We start from the raw sequence: 18,015 nt of genomic DNA, 5'->3' as shown, positions 1-18,015 counted from the left end.
GGAGACGGCTTATGAAATACTTAATCGGTGTTTTAGGCCTCGTATTGATTTTAGGTATCGCTTGGCTTGCTAGTAATGATAGAAAAAAAGTCAAATATCGCCCAATCATAACGATGGTTATATTACAATTCATTTTGGGGTTTTTATTATTAAATACAAGTGTAGGGAATATATTAATTAGCGGAATAGCAGATGGTTTTGGAGAGCTATTAAAATATGCCGCTGACGGTGTGAATTTCGTATTTGGTGGATTAGTAAATCAAAAAGAGTTTTCGTTCTTTTTAAGTGTATTAATGCCAATCGTATTTATCTCAGCTTTAATCGGTATTTTGCAACACATTAAAGTGTTACCTATTATCGTGAAATCTATCGGTCTAGCATTAAGTAAAGTAAATGGAATGGGAAAACTAGAATCATATAACGCTGTTGCTTCTGCGATTTTAGGACAATCTGAAGTGTTTATTTCAGTTAAGAAACAACTAGGATTATTGCCAGAGAAAAGAATGTATACATTATGTGCATCTGCAATGTCTACCGTTTCAATGTCTATCGTTGGATCGTATATGGTGTTATTAAAACCGCAATATGTTGTAACCGCTTTAGTGCTTAACTTATTCGGTGGCTTTATTATCGCTTCTATCATTAACCCTTATGAAGTTACTGAAGAAGAAGATATGTTAGAAGTACAAGAGGAAGAGAAAAAGACTTTCTTTGAAGTATTAGGAGAATACATTATAGATGGATTTAAAGTTGCGATTACAGTAGCAGCTATGTTAATTGGTTTCGTTGCTCTTATCGCATTCATTAACGCTGTATTTAAAGGTGTAATCGGTATTTCATTCCAAGAAATTCTTGGTTATGTATTTGCGCCATTTGCATTTATTATGGGTGTACCTTGGCATGAAGCTGTTAATGCTGGAAATATTATGGCAACCAAATTAGTATCAAATGAATTTGTCGCTATGACAGATTTAGCACAAGGAAACTTTAATTTCTCAGATAGAACGACAGCGATTATATCTGTATTCTTAGTTTCATTTGCAAACTTCTCTTCAATTGGAATTATTGCAGGAGCAGTTAAGAGCTTAAATGAAAAGCAAGGGAATGTAGTCGCAAGATTTGGTTTGAAATTACTTTTCGGTGCAACATTAGTAAGTTTCTTATCAGCAACAATCGTAGGCTTATTATTTTAATAGATTCATATCATATAAAAAGGAATGGTGATTGTAATGAGAATGGTAGATATTATTGCGAAAAAACGTGACGGTAAAGAATTAACGACTGAAGAAATCAAATTCTTTATTAATGGATATACAGACGGAAGTATTCCTGATTATCAAGTGAGTGCACTTGCAATGGCAATCTTCTTTAAAGATATGACAGATCGCGAACGCGCAGATTTAACGATGGCAATGGTAGAGTCTGGAGAAACGATCGACTTATCAGCAATTGAAGGAATTAAAGTAGACAAACATTCAACTGGCGGTGTTGGTGATACAACAACATTAGTATTAGGACCATTAGTAGCTGCTTTAGATGTACCAGTAGCAAAAATGTCTGGTCGTGGTTTAGGACATACAGGCGGAACAATTGATAAATTAGAAGCGGTAGAAGGATTCCACGTTGAAATTACAAAAGAGCAATTTATTGATATTGTAAACCGTGACAAAGTAGCTGTTATTGGACAAACAGGAAACTTAACACCTGCAGATAAAAAGATTTATGCATTACGCGATGTAACCGGAACGGTTAACTCAATTCCTTTAATCGCAAGTTCAATTATGAGTAAAAAAATTGCAGCTGGTGCAGATGCAATCGTACTTGATGTAAAAACAGGTGCTGGCGCATTCATGAAAACAGAAGAAGATGCAAAAGAATTAGCACATGCAATGGTACGTATCGGAAATAATGTAGGACGTCAAACTATGGCTGTTATTTCAGATATGTCACAACCACTTGGTTTTGCAATTGGTAACGCTCTAGAAGTGAAAGAAGCGATTGATACGTTAAAAGGTGAAGGACCAGAAGATTTAACAGAATTAGTACTTGTATTAGGAAGTCAGATGGTTGTACTTGCGAAAAAAGCAAATACACTAGAAGAAGCGCGTGAAATGTTAATTGAAGTTATGAAAAACGGAAAAGCAACAGAGAAGTTTAAAGAGTTCTTAAGTAATCAAGGCGGAGATAGCTCAATTGTAGACAATCCAGAAAAAATGCCACAGGCGAAGTATGTAATTGATGTACCTGCAAAAACTTCAGGTGTTATTTCTAACATTGTTGCAGATGAAATTGGTATCGCAGCTATGTTACTTGGTGCTGGCCGTGCGACAAAAGAAGATGAAATCGATTTAGCAGTAGGATTAATGTTACGTAAAAAAGTTGGCGATGCAGTAAAAGAAGGCGAGCCATTCGTAACAATCTACGCAAACCGCGAAAATGTAGAAGATGTAAAAGCAAAAATTTATGAGAACATTTCTATTGCTGAAACAGCAGTGGCTCCTAAATTAGTGCATACAGTTATTACTGACTAATCATCATTACACTTACTTTGAGGAGGAAATAATATGGATAAGAAAAAATATATTGAAGAAGCAAATAAAATGTTAGAAAAAGCATATATTCCGTATTCAAAATTTCCTGTTGGTGCAGCGTTAGTTACGAAAGAAGGTAAAATCTATACTGGTTGTAACATAGAAAATGCTTCTTACGGCTTATGTAACTGCGCAGAAAGAACAGCGATCTTTAAAGCAGTATCAGAAGGTGAGCGCGACTTTAGTTACTTAGTTATTACAGGAGAAACGGACGGACCGATTTCACCGTGTGGTGCTTGTAGACAAGTAATTGCTGAATTCTGTGAACCGAAAATGCCTGTATTACTAACGAATGTAAAAGGCGATGAAAAAGAAGTGACTGTTGAGCAATTACTGCCAGGTGCTTTCTCAATAGAAGATTTAAAATAAGTTGAAAAACCCTTCCACAAATATAAATTGTGGAAGGTTTTTTTATATTTAAATGTTGAATGTAATATTTTGTTCATATTCCGTTCATAAACTTTGCGTAAAATGATTGCAGCGAATAATAGAAAGTTTACAGCAGGAGGAATAGAATGAAGAAATTATATAATGCAGCATTCAGCTACTTAATTATCGGTTTATTATCAGGAGTTTTTGCAAGAGAGTACTCGAAAGCACAAGGAATTAAAGGATCGACAATGTTGCAATTGGTGCATACACATGTGTTAGTACTTGGTTTCGTCTTCTTTTTAATTGCTTTGGGTCTATTTAAAGTATTTCATGTACAAGAAACAAAGAGCTTTTGTGCATGGTTTGTAGTTTATAATGTAGGATTACTTTTTACTATTGCTACAATGCTATGGAGAGGTCTTCTACAAGTAAATGGAGCTGACTTTAACGGTTTAAGCCATATGGCTGGATTAGGTCACCTTATTATAAGTATCGGGCTCGTTTGGTTTATGATTTTACTTAAAAAGTCCGTTAAATAGATAGGAGTGGAAAGTATGATAGCACTTTTATCAAGTATTGTAGCAGTCTGTATGGCTGTTGGTGTCATGTTTCTTCGCTTTAAAGCAGCGAAAAAGCCGGTAACGAAAAAGAAAATAATATTGCCGCCAATTTTTATGAGTACTGGAGCAATGATGTACTTTTTACCGGAATTCCGATTAACGTCGTTAGAAATAATAGAAGCAATTATTGCAGGGCTTATTTTCTCCATATTTCTTATAAAAACAACGAAGTTTGAGATAAGAAATGAACAAATATATATGAAACCGTCAAAAGCATTTATATTTATTTTAATCGGGCTATTAGCTGTACGAGTAGCGTTGAAATCATATTTAAGTCAATCGATTGATTTAGCGGAGTTAAGTGGAATGTTTTTCTTACTTGCATTTGCCATGATTGTGGCATGGAGAATTGCGATGTATAGTTCGTTTACTAGATTAGAAAAGACAATAAAAAGAGCTGGAATTTCTAAATAGGAAATCCAGCTCTTTTTATGTTTTATTAAAATTCTTTAGCGCGGAACTCATTTGCTTAATTTTAAACGTATTTGAGCATCTTGTAATGCGGCTGGTGTAACGTTATGACCATTTTGATCCACAATTTTTGTGTTTAATAAAATGGAATCTAGGCTTCCACGAAATGTTTGTGTATAGTTTTGACGCAACATTTGTTGTTCTTGTTTTTCATCAACTGTTAATCCAGATACTTTTTCTTTTTTTGATAATTCGTTAATACGGAATAAAATGTTTTTCATTTGTTTCACCTCTAGTTAAAGTTAATTACATTAGTTACTTACTAATGTATAGTTATTTTAACGTGTAATTTTAATTATGTCAACACCATCAAAAAAGGTTAAAAATTGACGAAAAATTGTAACAATAATAAAATGAATTGATTAGATAATTATTTTTTTAATCATACATAGAACGCTAGGGGGATTATTATGAAATCAACATTTTTTGCTCAAAATAGAGAACGATTAGTAAACACATTACCAGAGGAATCTATTACTATTTTATTTGCTGGACAAGCACCTCATATGTCAGCGGATGCACATTATAAATTTGTGCCGAATCGAAATTTTTACTATGTAACAGGAATCGATGAACCAAATGTTATTTTCATGTTGAAGAAGGTTGGAGGTAGTGTAGAGGAAACACTTTTCATTGAAAAGTCAGATCCAGTAATGGAAAAGTGGGTTGGTAAAACAGTTTCTAACGAAGAAGCAGAGAAAATTTCAGGTATAAAGAAAGTTGTATATTTAGATAGCTTTGAAAAGACAATGTCAAATGTACTTTTCACTGAAAATGTGAAGCATCTTTATTTAGATTTAGAGCGTCGTGAGTGGAATGGTACGGAGACAAAAACGCTAGCATTTGCTAAACATGTAAGAGAACAATATCCACACGTAACAATTGGTAATGTATATCCGAATATTTGTGAATTGCGAGTGTTTAAAACAGAAGAAGAAATTGAAATTATGAAAGAAGCGATTGCTGTAACGAAAGAGGGCATTTATAACGTACTTAAGCATGCAAAAGCAGACATGATGGAGTATGAATTAGAAGCTCAGTTTGATTTCACATTGAAATCATCTGGCATTAAACATCATGCGTTCAATACAATTTTGGCAAGTGGGAAAAATGCTACAGTTCTTCATTATGAAGATAATGATGCGCAAATTCAAAATGGTGATTTAGTATTACTAGATTTAGGTGCTCAAAAAGACTACTATAATGCTGATATTAGTTATACATTCCCGGCAAATGGAACATTCTCTAGTCGCCAAAAACAAATGTATAATATTGTATTAAAAGCATTGAAAGAAACAACAGAGATTATTAAGCCGGGCTTAAAGTTCGCTGCATTAAATGAGCATGCTAAAAAAGTACTCGCAGAAGGGTGTAAAGCGGTTGGTTTAATTCAAGAAGATGAAGAGTTATCAAAATACTATTATCATGGTGTCAGCCATTTCCTTGGCCTAGATACGCATGATGTAGGAACATATAAAGATAGAGTGTTAGAAGAAGGTATGGTTATAACAATTGAACCTGGTCTTTATATTGAAGAAGAATCAATTGGAATTCGTATTGAAGATGATATTCTTGTAACGAAAGATGGACATGAAAACTTGTCAAAAGATATCATTAGAGAAGTGGAAGAGATTGAAGAGTTTATGAGAGAAAATAATGTACATGTAAAAAAAGATGAGGTTGTTACGAAATAATAAGTAGAAAAGGTGCTCAATTTTGAGCGCCTTTTTATTTTGTTCATTTTAAATCTCCATATTTTCTTGAAAATCATCTTCTACAATGATTTTGACAAAGAAAAAGGAGGGATTTTCCATGAAGCGATTTGTATTAACAGCTGTTACGGTCTCTGTAATATTTTTAATTGCTGCATGTTCTGCGACTACAAATACAACAAATGATCATAAAAATATGAAAGATAAAAAAACATCACAGACTGAAACAGCTACAAAACCATTGAAGGTTGAAAAAGGACCAGAAGTTACTTTAATAGCGAGAGAAGAAAAGCAAAAGTTAGGTAACGGTGTTATTGTTCCAGTCTGGACATTTAATGGCTCATCTCCTGGTCCAGAAATTCGGGTGAAAAAAGGTGAACAAGTGAAAGTGACATTAAAAAATGAATTATCTGCACCAGTATCTATTCATTGGCATGGATATCCTGTCCCAAATAATATGGATGGAATTCCAGGCGTGACACAAGATGCGGTTGAACCTGGAAAAAGTTTTACCTACGAATTTGAAGCGAACGTCCCAGGAACGTATTGGTATCATTCACATCAAGATTCTGTAAATCAATTAGATAGAGGGTTGTATGGAGCGCTTATTGTAGAAGATACAAATGAAAAGTATGATAAAGATTACACATTAATGTTAGATGAATGGATAACAGGTAAAGAGGAAATTAATAAGCAGTTAAAAGAAATGACAAAAGGGCAAACAGGTAATAAATCTAAGGATAATGAAAATACGAAAAAGAATGATGATATGAAAGGCATGGATCATTCTGATATGGACATGGGCAGTGATAAAAAAGATTCAGGCAATATGGCAGGAGTGGGCCATGGAAATATGAAGATGGAAGGTCATGATATGAGTACGTATGATTTATTCACAATCAATGGTAAAAGCGGGGATTTAGTAGAACCATTAAAAGTGAATAAGGGAGATAAAGTTCGTCTTCGACTCGTTAATGCTGGTTATCTATTACATGATATACATGTTCACGGTCATGATATAAAAGTTATTGCGACAGATGGTCAACCAATAAACGATCCAAAACTTATAAAGGATCAAGTTATTTCAATTGCACCGGGTGAACGTTATGATATTGAATTAACTGCTAATAATCTTGGGAAATGGTATGTTGAAGATCATTCAGAAAATAAAGGTGCAAAAGGCATGAAAGTTGTTATTGAATATGAAGGTAGTAAAGAGATGAAAGATAAAGCAAACAAAAAAGAAAAACTACCGAAATTAGATATGACGGCATATGGTGCTAAAAAACTTGGTGGTTTCACGTTAAATCAGCAGTATACTATCACATATAATATGGACTTAAATACGCAAATGAATGGAAATGAAATGGTATATACAATTAACGGAAAAGTATTTCCGGATATCGACCCAATTTCAGTGAAAAAGGGTGATTTAGTAAAAGTAAAATTGGTGAATCGTTCTAAAATGGACGATCACCCAATGCATTTACATGGTCACTTCTTCCAGGTGTTGAGTAAAGATGGAAAACCGATAGAAGGTTCTCCAATTGTGAAAGATACTTTGAACTTAAAACCAGGAGAAGAGTATGAAGTAGCCTTTGTAGCAGACAATCCGGGTGATTGGATGCTCCATTGTCACGATTTACATCATGCTTCAGCAGGGATGGTAACGGAAGTGAAATATACAGATTATAAATCTGACTATGTTCCAAACCCAAACATTCCTAATAAGCCAGAATAATAGGAAGCAGTTATCCTATGGATAGCTGCTTATTCATTTTCGGTGCTATATGTTGATCATGCCCGGGTGAAGGCGGGGGAGTATGATCTGGGAATGTCACGAATACGGCCACGATAATTACCACACTAATTGAAAGTAATAACAAAAAACGCTGTTGGATAAAAGTAGAAAAGGTTTCTGATAAAATTTGAATGATACATGACATAGTTATTGTTATCGTAAGTAAAAGGCTAATAAACAGTATACTGTGAGCTTGTTGAGCATTTAACATTTCTGTAATCATTGCTCCCATCATACTTGCCATTAATCCAGAGAACATGCCTTCTAAAGCAGTATATAGGTGAAAACGTAGACCAACTACAAAACCGATACAACCACTAATCGAAATCGCAAGCAAAGTAGAATAGAGTAATTCTCCTTTAAAAAGAATACCTAAATAAAATCCTATGCTTAAACCGATACTCATACTAAAAGACATGATAAATACCATATACTCCATTAGGGTACCGTTACGTTTAGAAATATATGATGTGATAATAATCGAGATACAACAAAGTGTTAAGGCAGTTAACGTATAAGCAAACATCATGATACCTCCCTGTCTTATCGTTCATTTCATCATATGTTCATATGGAGAGAAATCATGCGTATTTAAATCTGCATATTATCTGCACAATTTAATTAATGTGAGTAAGAAGGCTCCTGATTTTTTGGGACGTCTTTTTAATTATGAGCATGTGAATGTAAGAGTTAAATGAAGAGTTTCTATTGTGAAGCCATAAAGAATAAGCGTATAATATTATAGTTATCCCATTACAGGGAGTAACCCGCGAATGATAAATAAGATTGTTGTTTTATCATCGCCTCTAAACAGATAGACAACGAAAGTAACACTGGAATACAGATAGGGAGTTATAAAATGAAATTAATTATTGCCGAGAAACCAGATCAAGGTTTGGCTCTTGTTTCACAGTTTAAATATCGCCGGAAAGATGGTTATTTAGAAGTAGAAGCAAATGAGTTATTTCCAAATGGAGCGTACTGTACATGGGCAATTGGTCATTTGACGCAGTTATGTAATCCAGAACATTATCACGCAGAGTGGAAAAAATGGTCACTTGATACGTTACCTATGATTCCAGAGCGTTTTCAATTTGAAGTAACAAAGTCAAAGTATAAGCAATTTAATGTTGTGAAACAGCTGTTACATAATCCTCAAGTAACAGAAATTATTCACGCGGGCGATGCTGGGCGTGAAGGGGAATTAATTGTACGAAACATTATTAATCTTTGTAACGTGCAAAAGCCGATGAAGCGTCTTTGGATTTCATCTTTAACGAAACAAGCTATTTATCAAGGATTTAAAAACTTGCTTGACGAATCAGATACAATCAATACGTACTATGAGGCGTATACAAGGTCATGTGCGGATTGGGTTGTTGGTATGAATGCATCACGTGTGTTTAGTATTTTGTTAAAGAAAAAAGGAATGAATGATGTATTTTCAGCTGGTCGTGTACAAACACCGACACTCGCGTTAATCGTAAAGCGTGAAAAGGAAATAGAAAACTTTAAGTCAGAGCCGTTCTGGGAAGTGTTCGCAACCTTTAATATAGAAGGAAAGAAGTATGAGGGGAAATGGGAGAAGGATAGTGAATCCCGCTTACAAGACCCTGATATGGCGAATAAAATTGCGGCATTTTGCCAAGGTAAACCAGCAGTAGTGAAGGAAATGAAAACGGAGCGTAAAGAATTTCAGCCTCCGCTTTTATTTAACTTATCATCACTACAAGCAACGGCAAATAAAGCATTTAAATTCTCACCGAAAAAGACGCTTGATATAACGCAAGCACTATATCAAAAAGGAATTGTCTCTTATCCTCGTTCAGATTCCAACTATGTTACACAAGGTGAAGCGGCAACATTCCCTGATATTTTACAGAAGTTAAGTCAGTTTGATGAATATAAAGGTTTATTACCAGCTCCGGTTGAATCGATTATGAATAATAAGCGTTATGTGAATGAAAAGAAAGTAACAGATCACTACGCCATTATTCCGACAGAGCAAGTTACAAACCCAAGCAAATTATCAGGTGATGAAAAGAAAATTTACGATATGATCGTAAGAAGACTGATTGCCGCTCATTATGAAGTTGCAATCTTTGACTATACAACGATTGTAACGCTTGTAGATGAACGTGCTGAATTCATTTCAAAAGGAAAACAGCAAATTCAAGAAGGATGGCGTAAAGTTATTTTCCAAGACGATAAAGATGACGAAACCATTCTTCCAATTGTAGCTGAAGGTGAAGAAGGAAAAGTTGTAAAGGTGAAAGTGAAAGAAGGAAAAACACAACCACCGAAGCGTTATACTGAAGGACAACTTATTACGTTAATGAAAACAGCTGGTAAGTATTTAGAGAATGAAGAGCTGGAGAAAGTATTAAAGAAAACAGAAGGTTTAGGTACGGAAGCGACTCGCGCTGGAATTATTACGATGCTGAAAGACCGTAAATATATAGATGTGAAGAAAAACCAAGTGTATGCAACCGATAAAGGAAAAGTATTAATTACTGCAATCGGTGATAAAATACTGGCTTCACCAGAAATGACAGCGAAATGGGAGCAGCGCCTTGCGGAAATCGGCGAAGGTACAGCATCACCAGCAACTTTTATGGAACAAACGAAAAAGTTATCAGCTAAAATTATTGAAGATGCGGTTGAAATGTCTGAGAAGTGGGATTTCACCGGATTACATGTTGAATCGATTGAGCGAAAAGGATCAAAATTTACAACAGGTAAAAAGGTTGGTAGCTGTAAAAAATGTGATGGCGACGTGATTGATAAGTCAACGTTTTACGGCTGTTCTAACTACAACACAACGCAATGTGACTTTACCATTTCGAAGAAGATATTAAGTAAAACAATTTCGCAAAAGAATATGACAAAGCTCTTAAAAGGTGAAAAGACCGATTTAATTAAAGGCTTTAAAAAGGGCGAGAAAACATTTGATGCGAAGTTAGAGTGGAAAGATAATAAGATTAATTTTGTGTTTGAGAATTAAGTTGTTTCAACAAATAAAAAAATATGATAATTAAAATGTATCCTATAGAATAGACACTTAAAAAAGTCTATACTATAGGATATTTTTTTGAATAAGGAGTGCTATTTATTTTTATTTGAAATAAAATATACAATAAAAAAATCTTTATAATTGATAATTATTTATTGTAAAACAATAAATTTTGTATTAAAATCAATATCGTGATAAATCAGTGAGGTGCTTTTTATAGAAAGGTAACAACACTGTTTTTTATTAGAGGAGGTAAAACTATGAACGATCACAATTTGATTATTGAAAATATGGATAACCCTCATGAGTTGGAGAGAATGTATAGAAAAGACCCGAAAGCTTTTAGAAAGTCATTCTCACAAGCATGGGATGAAAAACCTGATTCTCAGGTTCTAGCTGCTTGGTATGAAAGATTACATTTCAAGGAGACGGCAAATAAAGAAAAAGTATCGCTGTTTCAAAAAGGTTTCTTATTCATGGGCATGCTAGCTATTTTAGCAGGGCTAAGCACGAAAATCATTTTCCACTTTGTTGAGCAGGAAGCAATTGCTCCAATTAACTTGGCTTTTGGTGTAATTCCCTTTATCGCTGCTTATTTTGTTTACAATAATACTCCGAAAAAAAGTATTATTTATTCCCTTGCAGCGTTGTTCCTAATTGCCGGGTTGTATCTCAATATGTTGCCATTAAATTATAAAGACAGCAGTATCCTTGCGTATTTACATCTTCCTATATTGCTATGGGTCTTATTGGGACTTGCGTTTACGGGAAATGAATATTCAAAAGGCAGTACAAGATTAGCGTATATTAAATTTAATTTAGAATATTGCCTTCTCTATGCGAGCATGGCAGTGAGTGGAATGATACTAGCAATATTCACCATGCGATTATTTAGCTTTGTTGACTTGGATATAGGAGAGTTCTATTTTAGTAATGTTGTTTTATTTGGAGCTGCCGCTCTCGCTGTAGTGGCTGCATACTTAGTATCATTGAATCTTAAACTTGCTAAAAATATTACGCCATACATATCTAAAATTTTTAGTCCGCTTGTCTTGATCACATTGTTTATTTATCTTATAACGGTAATTTGGGTCGGGAAAAATCCATTCTTGGATCGTAATTTTCTAATGGCCTTTAACGGAATACTCCTTGGTGTATTGGCTGTTACTATATTTTCTATCGTTGAGAGTGATTCAGACGAGAAAAAGAGCATTTCAGATTATATAAATTTCGCCTTAATTGTTCTGGCACTTATTATTGACACTGTAGCATTGTCAGCCATCGTATTCAGACTTTCTTCTTACGGTATTACACCTAATAGACTTGCTGTTTTAGGAGTAAACATACTGATTTGGGCAAATCTCATTTGGATTATGTTTTCCTATATGCGTTTCTTGCAAAACAAATCAGGACCGACAGCTATCCAAGATGCTGTTACGAAGTATTTGCCAATTTACGGACTTTGGGCAGCTTTCGTTATATTTACGTTTCCTTTAATTTTTAATTAGAAAGGAACTGTTAATGTAACGACAAATTTGTTAAAAGAGGATGATAGATGTCATCCTCTTTTAACTGCATCGAAAAATATATTGAAATCATTTTGATGTAATATATAAAAAATTCAGATAATGGAATAAAAACTTCTTATTAAGAGAGGTGGAGGGACTGGCCCTTCGAAGCCTCAGCAACCTAATGTTATATAAAGGTGCTAAATCCTGTAGGATCTAAAAGTCCTAAAAGATAAGAAGATGGTTATAAGTAAACCTTCTTCTTATTTTGAAGAAGGTTTTTTGTATTTTAAAGGATGGTGACGAAGAGAAGGAGAAGAAGAATATGTGAGTAGAGGGGAGAGTACAGTGAAAAGTGAAGTTAGTAATATACAAGAGAATAGCTCTAGTATATGGAGTAATAAAGTTTTTTCTTATTTTTTCTTAGCAAGTTGTATTTCTTTAATAGGTAATTCTATGGTTACACTTGTTTTACCGTTATGGGTAATGAATTTAACAAACTCGCCATCACTCGTTTCGGGGGTAAATATTGCAATTGCAACGGCGGCAATTTTATTTGCACCTGTAACAGGAACGTTAGCAGATCGAATGTCGAGAAGAAAGCTTATGATAATTGCGGATGTTATGAGATGTATCGTTATGATTTTAATTGCAGTTATAGCATTTTATAATAAAATGCTATACATTCCGTTACTAATTTTACTTATCATACGTTCAATTGGGAGTGCTTTATTTACTTCAGCTTCAAATGCAGCGTTAGTAACATATGTGGAAGAAAAGCATGTTCAACAGGCGATTACGCTGAGGCAAATATCAATACAAATCATATCGGTCGCCATTCCTTTAATGGCTAGCTTTTTAATTAGTATTTTTAATTTTCATGGAGTATTTTTATTAGATGCAATTACATTTGTTGTATCATTTTTAATTTTAATGAGAATCAAAATTCCACGTGAATTAAAAGTAGAGAAGAAGAAGCCTTTTTATGAAGATTTTAAAGAGGGATTTTCTGTTATTAATAGTAACAAATCGTTGAAGACATTACTAATGAGCGCTGCGGTCATTAATTTACTTGGAGCAGCATGTATACTTTCACTGCAAGTAATAGTTGTTAGAGAAATGAATCTTTCTACGCGATGGTATAGTATAGTTTTTGCGGCATCACCGATAGGGATTTTAATAGGAGCATTTATTACGAAAAAGATTCGTACATATAAAACGATTACGACTGCTTTTATATGTACTGCGATTATGGGAATTTTTAATGCGGCAATGGGTACGACGTTAAATCTGATATTATTTTCAGTTTATTATTTCCTGTCAGGAATTGCATTTGGAGTAAGTAATGTATATTTTGGAGTGTTGTATAGAAAGTTAATTCCAAATGAAGTGCAAGGAAGATTTTTCGGTTTCTTAAATTCGTTATTACTAGTATCAACTCCGATAGGAATTGCAATAACTGGATATTCCCTAGAGTCAATTTCCGCGTCTATTATATTTATTATTATTGGGATTATTACGTTTGTAGTTTCGGTTATTTCATTTGTATTGATACATAAGAAATAAGTGTTGTATGAAATTTTTCAAAAATAAAAAACGTCCTATTACGGGACGTTTTTTATTATGCGTATTGTCGTTTTTTCTTAATAAGTAACAACACCTGTGAAACACAAGCAAGTACTGGTAGCTCAATTAACGGTCCAATAACGAGTGCAAGTGCAATAAGAGGCTCATTTGGAAAAGCTGTTACAGCAATAGCAAGTGCAACAGGTGAGTTTCTTGCTAACGTTGTTAAGTTTAGACTTACTGTATCTTTATAAGATAAACGCATAACGCGCCCGATGAATTGTCCTAGTACAAAATTAATGATGAAGAACAATAGAACAGGAATGAGTAATAATAAAACGACATTCATATTTTGTAGTAAATATTTACCTTGTGATGCAAACATTGCTACGATTGCTAAACTTAAAAATACAATTTGGGCAGAGCTGAAAAACGGAATGAGTTTATTCTCGAGCGTTTCAGCTTTTTTCAGTTTATTCATAATGAATTTTGTAGCGTGTGCAAGTAAAAATGGTAAGACGATTACGATAACAATACTTTCTACTAAAACAGAAACCGCTACAGTCTTCATAACACCAGCGAATAAAAATAAATAAATGGGAAGGAGTAGTACTTGTAAAATTAAATTTACAGGTAAAATCGCAGTAGAAAGTGCTACATTTCCTTTCGCTATTTCAGTAAAGATTAAGTACCAGTCTGTACACGGAGTAACCATTAACATAATAAATCCAACCCAAAGTGCGGGATGATCTGAAAGAAATAGTGCACCTAATCCCCAAGCGAGTAAAGGTGTCCATAAAAAGTTAATAGTAAGACTTGTTCCCGCAAATTTTAAATTGTGAAATCCGTTTTTTATTTCTTTTAATGGGATGCTGAGGAATAATCCATATAGCATGAAAAATAAGAAGGGAACAATAAATTTGTCTGAATACATATGTATGAAATTAAATTGTCCGAGTACGATGCCGCATGTAACAGCAAAAAGAATAATAAAAGTTTGAATCTTTTCTATAGTGCTCATGAATAAATCCTTTCTAAAATATGAATTTTCCTCTCTAATTTTATTATACAAGTAATAAAGTCGTATTTGGTATTCAATTGTATTTTAGTAAATATTTTTAATTTGAGATTTATTTTTTTATTAAAAGTTACTTGACTAAAGTAAGTTACTATATTACAATCACTTACATAAGGTAATTAAATAACAAAAAGTTTTTTGTATCTTTACTTAAGGTATCTATTGGAACTTTTTATCCGACTTTAATGGGCAGTAAGACCCCCATCTCAAAATTCAGCGAAAGCAAAGAAATTAGGTGAGGATCAACTGCCCATAAAAGTCCGATTGGTGAGGGCTGATAATCAGTGGGGGATGAAGAACCCCACTGATTAAAGTTTCACTTTATTAGAATAAGAATTTTTGTGATGATGAATAATGAATATGATAAGAAAGTTTAGGTGAAGAAAATGGGATTATTTAGCTCGTTATTTGGTAAAAAAGAAGAAAATCAAAAAGTAGAGGAGAATAAAACAATGTCAAAAATATTATTTGTAAAAGCAAACGATCGTCCAGCGGAGCAAGCAGTTAGTTCAAGAATGTATGAAACATTTGTAAGTGCTTATAAAGAAGCAAACCCCAATGCAGAAATTACGGAGTTAGATTTATTTGCATTAGATCTTCCGTATTACGGAAATATTGCTATTTCAGGTGGATATAAACGTAGTCAAGGAATGGAGTTAACAGCAGAAGAAGAGAAGGCTGTAGAAACCGTAGATCAATATTTAAATCAGTTTTTAGAAGCTGATAAAGTTGTATTTGCGTTCCCGCTATGGAACTTCACAGTACCAGCACCATTAATCACATATATTTCATACTTATCTCAAGCTGGAAAAACATTTAAATATACAGCAAATGGTCCAGTAGGTTTAGCTGGTGATAAGAAAGTTGTTGTGTTAGGTGCTCGTGGCTCAGATTACTCTTCAGAACAAATGGCTCCTATGGAAATGGCCGTTAATTATGTAACGAATGTACTTGGATTCTGGGGAATTACAAATCCAGAGACTGTTGTAATTGAAGGGCACAACCAATATCCAGATCGCTCACAGCAAATTGTTGAAGAAGGTTTAGAGAACGTTAAGAAAGTAGCGGCGAAATTTTAATTAATTGATAGTAAAATGGAAAAACCAACATGGATGACCATGTTGGTTTTTTAGTCTATTTCTATGTTAAAAAATGTATATTTATAAAATAAATGAAAAGTTTGAAAATAGTATTGCAAAATATTATATATCAAACTATAATGAGTTCAAGAATAGTTGATACTTAAGTTAAATATTCAGAAAATTCAATTAGTTAAAATTGGAAATGACATAGGTTATTTTGAATGGAGGTTATATTATGACGAATAAAGTACCGTTTTCGTTCATAGTTGTTATTGGTTTAATGTTATTTGCACTATTTTTTGGGGCAGGAAATTTAATATTCCCAGCAATGCTTGGTCAATCGGCAGGAGAGAATGTGTGGATTGCTAACGCTGGATTTTTAGTAACAGGTGTAGGTTTACCGTTGCTAGGGGTATTAGCATTTGGAATCTCAGGTAAAGAAGATTTACAATCGTTAGCAAGTCGTGTACATCCAGTGTTCGGCATTGTATTTACGACAGTTTTATATTTAGCGATTGGTCCACTATTCGCTATTCCGAGAACAGGCAGCGTTTCTTATGAAATTGGTATGAAGCCTTTTGTACCAGAAGCTATGGATTCTTCAGCACTCATTCTTTTTACAATTATATTTTTTAGCATTACTTGTTTTTTTTCGCTAAATCCCGCGAAAATTGTCGATATTGTAGGAAAAATCTTAACGCCAATTAAATTAACGTTTATTGGGATTTTAGTAGTATTTGCTTTTATTCATCCAATGGGAGAAATGCAAGCACCCGCAGAGGCATATACATCACATGCGTTCTTTAAAGGGTTCCAAGAAGGTTACCTAACAATGGATACGTTAGCATCATTCGTATTCGGTATTATCATCATCAATGCGATTAAAGAAAAGGGCGCAAAAACAAAAAAAGACATTATGATTGTTTGTGCAAAAGCAACATTGATTGCTGCATCTATTTTAGCAATGATTTATTCAGCACTTTCATTTATGGGAGCTTCAAGTGTTGCAAAACTTGGTCATTTAGATAATGGTGGTGCAGTATTAGCAAAAGTTTCAAACTATTATTTCGGGTCATACGGTGGAATTATATTAGGTATTATGGTTACAGCAGCATGTTTAACTACTAGTGTAGGACTTGTTTCAGCATGTTCTTCATTCTTCCATAAGCTATTCCCGAATGTTTCGTATAAAAAGATAGCAATCATCTTATCAGTGTTCAGTGCAGTTGTTGCGAATGTAGGTTTAACGCAATTAATTGCAATTTCTGTTCCTGTATTAATCGCAATTTATCCACTAGCAATCGTATTAATTTTCCTAACACTTCTTCACCCATTATTTAAAGGGCGAGCAGAAGTGTATCAAGGTAGCTTGTTAATAACATTTATTGTAAGTATGTTTGATGGATTAAATGCAGCTGGTATGAAATTAGTAGTAGTGAACGATCTTCTTACTAATTTACTTCCAATGCATGAAGTAGGATTAGGTTGGATCTTCCCAGCGATTATCGGTGGATTTATCGGATATGGCATTAGTGTTTTAAAAGTGAAAAATAAAGTTCAACCAGTAGCTAGTACGAATAAGAAAATAGGTTAAATAAAAAAGTTATAGAACTTGTTTCTATAACTTTTTTTGTTACTATTAATAATGAGAAAAAATAAAGTAGTAGGGGAAATAAAATGAAAAAAACAATTGATCATATCGGCATCGCAGTTCGAGATATAGATAGTACGATACGTTTTTATGAAAAGGTGTTGTCAGGAACTTTAATAGATCGTTACGTAAGTGAAGCGCCTGGTGTTGAAAGCGAAGTAGCCATTCTTGAAGTGGATGGAGATAGAATTGAATTACTTGCGCCTACGAATAATACGACATCTCCAATAGCGCGCTTTATTAAACAAAAAGGTAAAGGTGTTCATCACGTGGCATATCGTGTCGATGATTTAAATGTGGCCCTAGAAGAGCTAAAAGAACAAGGTATTCGAACGTTAGAGCATACACTTCGAATTAATAAGCACGGTAGAAGACTAATATATCTTAACCCAGCGGATACAGAGGGAACAATCATTGAGTATTGTGATTATCCGGAAGAGAAGTAGAGAAATTTTATGATGGAAGAAGGGCATTACGTAATAACGTAATGCCTTTTTTATTTATGTATTTCACACTTTCTTCACAAATGATTCACGATTACTTTTCTTCC

Annotated in this window: 16 protein-coding genes and 1 riboswitch; of the genes, 13 read left to right on the top strand and 3 right to left on the bottom strand. The window is 33.9% G+C overall.

The annotated features are described in order from the left end of the window. Positions 1-11 precede the first annotated feature (11 nt). From LMD38_RS17170 to LMD38_RS17150, 5 genes are all read left to right on the top strand, one after another. Complete coding sequence (locus LMD38_RS17170) at positions 12-1,193, top strand: NupC/NupG family nucleoside CNT transporter (RefSeq protein WP_000876191.1); 1,182 nt, start codon at positions 12-14, stop codon at positions 1,191-1,193. A 36-nt stretch (positions 1,194-1,229) separates the two neighbouring features. Then, on the top strand, positions 1,230-2,531 hold the full coding sequence (locus tag LMD38_RS17165) for a pyrimidine-nucleoside phosphorylase (RefSeq protein WP_001983022.1): 1,302 nt from the start codon (positions 1,230-1,232) through the stop codon (positions 2,529-2,531). 33 nt (positions 2,532-2,564) lie between these two features. After that, entirely contained in the window at positions 2,565-2,960 is a 396-nt protein-coding gene (locus LMD38_RS17160; RefSeq protein WP_000358526.1) for a cytidine deaminase, read from the top strand. A gap of 146 nt (positions 2,961-3,106) precedes the next feature. After that, positions 3,107-3,502 (top strand): DUF2871 domain-containing protein, encoded by a 396-nt coding sequence (locus tag LMD38_RS17155; RefSeq protein WP_228919821.1) that lies wholly within the window; start codon positions 3,107-3,109, stop codon positions 3,500-3,502. Between the two features lie 15 nt (positions 3,503-3,517). After that, entirely contained in the window at positions 3,518-3,997 is a 480-nt protein-coding gene (locus tag LMD38_RS17150; protein WP_016717190.1) for a CcdC family protein, read from the top strand. 47 nt (positions 3,998-4,044) lie between these two features. On the opposite strand, the gene LMD38_RS17145 is transcribed toward LMD38_RS17150, so the two are convergent. Next, positions 4,045-4,275: a DUF896 domain-containing protein gene (locus tag LMD38_RS17145; RefSeq protein ID WP_000789787.1), complete on the bottom strand. Its 231-nt coding sequence runs from the start codon at positions 4,273-4,275 to the stop codon at positions 4,045-4,047. Positions 4,276-4,464: 189 nt separating this feature from the next. Between LMD38_RS17145 and LMD38_RS17140 the strand changes: the two genes are divergently transcribed. Both LMD38_RS17140 and LMD38_RS17135 read left to right on the top strand, forming a co-directional pair. Continuing rightward, positions 4,465-5,748, top strand: a complete 1,284-nt coding sequence (locus tag LMD38_RS17140) for an aminopeptidase P family protein (RefSeq protein ID WP_061183858.1) — start codon at positions 4,465-4,467, stop codon at positions 5,746-5,748. A gap of 118 nt (positions 5,749-5,866) precedes the next feature. Next, on the top strand, positions 5,867-7,507 hold the full coding sequence (locus LMD38_RS17135) for a multicopper oxidase family protein (protein WP_062822531.1): 1,641 nt from the start codon (positions 5,867-5,869) through the stop codon (positions 7,505-7,507). A gap of 10 nt (positions 7,508-7,517) precedes the next feature. On the opposite strand, the gene LMD38_RS17130 is transcribed toward LMD38_RS17135, so the two are convergent. Beyond that, positions 7,518-8,093, bottom strand: a complete 576-nt coding sequence (locus LMD38_RS17130) for a hypothetical protein (RefSeq protein WP_061183856.1) — start codon at positions 8,091-8,093, stop codon at positions 7,518-7,520. A 333-nt stretch (positions 8,094-8,426) separates the two neighbouring features. Here LMD38_RS17130 and topB point away from each other — a divergent pair, with 333 nt between their 5' ends. From topB to LMD38_RS17115, 3 genes are all read left to right on the top strand, one after another. Next, on the top strand, positions 8,427-10,571 hold the full coding sequence (topB, locus tag LMD38_RS17125; RefSeq protein WP_062822530.1) for a DNA topoisomerase III: 2,145 nt from the start codon (positions 8,427-8,429) through the stop codon (positions 10,569-10,571). 269 nt (positions 10,572-10,840) lie between these two features. After that, entirely contained in the window at positions 10,841-12,088 is a 1,248-nt protein-coding gene (locus tag LMD38_RS17120; protein ID WP_062822529.1) for a DUF4153 domain-containing protein, read from the top strand. A 133-nt stretch (positions 12,089-12,221) separates the two neighbouring features. Further along, a riboswitch (SAM riboswitch) is annotated at positions 12,222-12,327 on the top strand. Between the two features lie 109 nt (positions 12,328-12,436). Beyond that, positions 12,437-13,654: an MFS transporter gene (locus tag LMD38_RS17115; protein ID WP_228919819.1), complete on the top strand. Its 1,218-nt coding sequence runs from the start codon at positions 12,437-12,439 to the stop codon at positions 13,652-13,654. Positions 13,655-13,709: 55 nt separating this feature from the next. Here LMD38_RS17115 and LMD38_RS17110 read toward each other — a convergent pair whose 3' ends face one another. Continuing rightward, a complete protein-coding gene (locus LMD38_RS17110) occupies positions 13,710-14,675 on the bottom strand; it encodes an arsenic resistance protein (RefSeq protein WP_061183903.1) in 966 nt (321 codons plus the stop codon). A 443-nt stretch (positions 14,676-15,118) separates the two neighbouring features. On the opposite strand from LMD38_RS17110, the gene LMD38_RS17105 reads away from it, so the two are divergent. From LMD38_RS17105 to LMD38_RS17095, 3 genes are all read left to right on the top strand, one after another. Further along, positions 15,119-15,811 carry an FMN-dependent NADH-azoreductase gene (locus LMD38_RS17105; protein ID WP_062822527.1) on the top strand — a complete coding sequence of 231 codons (693 nt, stop codon included), beginning with the start codon at positions 15,119-15,121 and terminating at the stop codon, positions 15,809-15,811. Between the two features lie 238 nt (positions 15,812-16,049). Beyond that, positions 16,050-17,408 carry a branched-chain amino acid transport system II carrier protein gene (gene brnQ, locus LMD38_RS17100; RefSeq protein ID WP_016717198.1) on the top strand — a complete coding sequence of 453 codons (1,359 nt, stop codon included), beginning with the start codon at positions 16,050-16,052 and terminating at the stop codon, positions 17,406-17,408. Positions 17,409-17,491: 83 nt separating this feature from the next. Further along, positions 17,492-17,911, top strand: coding sequence for a VOC family protein (locus tag LMD38_RS17095; RefSeq protein WP_061182693.1), 420 nt, complete (start codon positions 17,492-17,494; stop codon positions 17,909-17,911). The last annotated feature ends 104 nt before the right edge of the window (positions 17,912-18,015 follow it).

It is taken from the genome of Bacillus pacificus, assembly GCF_020861345.1.
GTDB classification, from domain to species: domain Bacteria; phylum Bacillota; class Bacilli; order Bacillales; family Bacillaceae_G; genus Bacillus_A; species Bacillus_A pacificus.
This window is presented reverse-complemented; position numbering and strand designations above follow the sequence as displayed.